The sequence below is a fragment of the Pseudomonas inefficax genome, assembly GCF_900277125.1.
Classification (GTDB): Bacteria; Pseudomonadota; Gammaproteobacteria; order Pseudomonadales; family Pseudomonadaceae; genus Aquipseudomonas; species Aquipseudomonas inefficax.
In genome coordinates this window covers 1-2,128 of the sequence record NZ_OPYN01000148.1, presented here as the reverse complement: position 1 = coordinate 2,128, position 2,128 = coordinate 1, and the positions used below count along the sequence as shown (strand labels likewise).

General features: G+C 67.2%; 2 protein-coding genes and 2 pseudogenes. 2 read left to right on the top strand and 2 right to left on the bottom strand.

The genetic code is table 11. The features are described 5' to 3' along the window. Nucleotides 1-294: pseudogene (locus tag JV551A3_RS16430) on the bottom strand (catalase); the annotation flags it as partial. A 124-nt stretch (nt 295-418) separates the two neighbouring features. On the opposite strand from JV551A3_RS16430, the gene JV551A3_RS16425 reads away from it, so the two are divergent. Both JV551A3_RS16425 and JV551A3_RS16420 read left to right on the top strand, forming a co-directional pair. Continuing rightward, nucleotides 419-940: a sigma-70 family RNA polymerase sigma factor gene (locus JV551A3_RS16425; RefSeq protein ID WP_133978934.1), complete on the top strand. Its 522-nt coding sequence runs from the start codon at nt 419-421 to the stop codon at nt 938-940. Further along, nucleotides 937-1,689: an anti-sigma factor family protein gene (locus JV551A3_RS16420; RefSeq protein ID WP_133978932.1), complete on the top strand. Its 753-nt coding sequence runs from the start codon at nt 937-939 to the stop codon at nt 1,687-1,689. The genes JV551A3_RS16425 and JV551A3_RS16420 overlap by 4 nt, the downstream gene beginning before the upstream one ends. 229 nt (nt 1,690-1,918) lie before the next feature. Here the strand turns inward: JV551A3_RS16420 and JV551A3_RS16415 are convergent. Next, nucleotides 1,919-2,128 (bottom strand): annotated as a pseudogene (locus tag JV551A3_RS16415) (exodeoxyribonuclease III); the annotation flags it as partial.

The window sequence follows — 2,128 nt, the reverse complement described above, 5'->3', positions numbered from 1 at the left end:
GATCACTGGCACCCGCGGCTGGCTGAACGCCCGCGCCGTGGACAGGCTGGCGGCCTGCCCGCTGGGCTGGAAGTAGCCGCTGACGCACAGGCCCTTGGCGTGGTTCTTGCGGTAACCCGGGTAATGCCCGGCCTGGGCTTCGAAGGTATCGATGATGCGTTGTGGGGTCAGGCGGGTCTCGCCAAGCCAGCCGGCGGCATAGGCAAAGGCGGCGCCCGCGCCCAGCATCACGGCAGCGATGGCGGCCAGGCGCAGGGCCTTGGCCGGGCCGTGCAGGGGTGAGTTCATGGTCATTGTCCGGTTCAGTGAAGGTGCCGGTACGACGGCGCAGGGAAAAACTTATTCCTTCGCCGGGAATAGATTTTCTTCACAGGCGTCTGCCTCTTACACTGACAACCCCAGACGCCGGGACTTTGCCATGCATGATCTGGACGACCACCAGTGGCGCGAGCTGCTGGCCCGCCTGCGCCGCTTTGCCGTGTGGCTGACCCGCGAGCCGGGCAGCGCCGACGACCTGGTGCAGGCCACGGTCGAGCGGGCGTTGAGCCGACGCGACCAGCAACGCGACGCCGACGCCCTGCGGGCCTGGCTGTTCACTATCCTTTATCGGCTGTTCCTCGACGGAAAGCGCCGCGAGCGCCTGCACGCGCGCTGGCTGTCCTGGTTCGGCCGTGGCGAGCGCGACGACGAGCCGATTGGCGGCAATCTCGAAGCCATCGTCCTGGCCCAGGCCGACCTGCAGGCTTTCGCCCGGCTCACGGCAGAACAGCGTGCGTTGTTGCTGCTGGTCAGCATCGAAGGCCTGAGCTACAAGGAGGCCGCCCAGGCCCTGGGCATCCCTATCGGCACTGTGATGTCGCGCCTGTCGCGCGCCCGCAATGCCTTGCGCGAACTGACCGAGGGCAGCCCCCAGCCCCCGGCCTTGCGGAGACTGAAATGACGCGCCTGATCCCCAGCGAAGACGAACTGCACGCTTACGTCGACGAGCGCCTGGAGCCTGTGCGCCGGGCCGAGGTGCAGGCCTGGCTGGCGGCCAACCCGCAGGCCGCGGCCAAGATCGAGAGCTGGCGTGCCGACGCCCGCCGCCTGCGTACCGCGCTGGCCGGGTTTGGCGAAGTGCCCGGGGCTGCGCAGCTGGACCTTGGGCAGTTGCGCCGGCAATTGCGCCAACGCCGCCAGCGCCGCTGGGCCACGGCAGCGGTGTTGTTGCTGGCGTTGGGAGTGGGTGGCCTGGGTGGTTGGCAGGTGCGCGACGCGACCTTGGCGCGTGGCGACCTGCCGATGGCAGATGCCGTCCAGGCACATCGCTTGTTTGCGGGCAGCCAGGCACTGGATATCCAGGCCAGCGACCCGGGCCAGTTGCGTGACTGGCTGGGGCGCCATTTCAGCCGCGTGGGCCAGTTGCCGGACCTGGCGGGCTACGGCTTCAAGCCGGTGGGCGCGCGCCTGCTAAGCAATCAGCGTGGTCCGGCGGCGTTGCTGGTGTTCGAGGATAGCAAAGGCCGGCGCATCAGCCTGTTCCTGCGCTCACCAGGTGATCAGTATCGGCGCATGCCGGACGGGCATCGCGTGGATGGCCAGCTGGAGGCACGGTATTGGTCGCATGGGGCCTACAACTTTGCTCTGGTCAGCGCGGCGGACGATGTGCGCGGGGTGGGGGTGGGGGAGGCGTTGCGGTTGGGGTTGTGAATCTCTGGAGACCCTACATTCCAGCAACCCTTGTAGGAGCGGCCTTGTGTCGCGATGGGCCGCGCAGCGGCCCCGGTAATCTTTGCTGCGAAGCTGAAAACCTGGGGCCGCTTCGCGCCCCATCGCGACACAAGGCCGCTCCTACAGGTATTTGCACATGGCTTGAGGTCGGTGTGGTCAAGGTGGGAGCTGGCTTGCCGGCGATGGGCTGCGTAGCAGCCCCTGGCGATCAGCTTAATTCCAGCCAGATCGGCGCATGGTCCGACGGCTTTTCCATCCCGCGCAGTTCATAGTCCACACCCGCATCCTTGATTCGCGGCACAAGGTGCTGCGAAGCCATGATCAGGTCGATGCGCAGGCCGCGCTTGGGCTCGTCCTCGAAGCCGCGGCTACGGTAGTCGAACCAGCTGAAGCGGTCGGTCACTTCCGGGTACAGGTG

Bases quoted from the DNA above. Each gene is read 5' to 3' on its own strand.
- JV551A3_RS16420 (WP_133978932.1), top strand. From the start codon at position 937: ATGACGCGCCTGATCCCCAGCGAAGACGAACTGCACGCTTACGTCGAC.
- JV551A3_RS16425 (WP_133978934.1), top strand. From the start codon at position 419: ATGCATGATCTGGACGACCACCAGTGGCGCGAGCTGCTGGCCCGCCTG.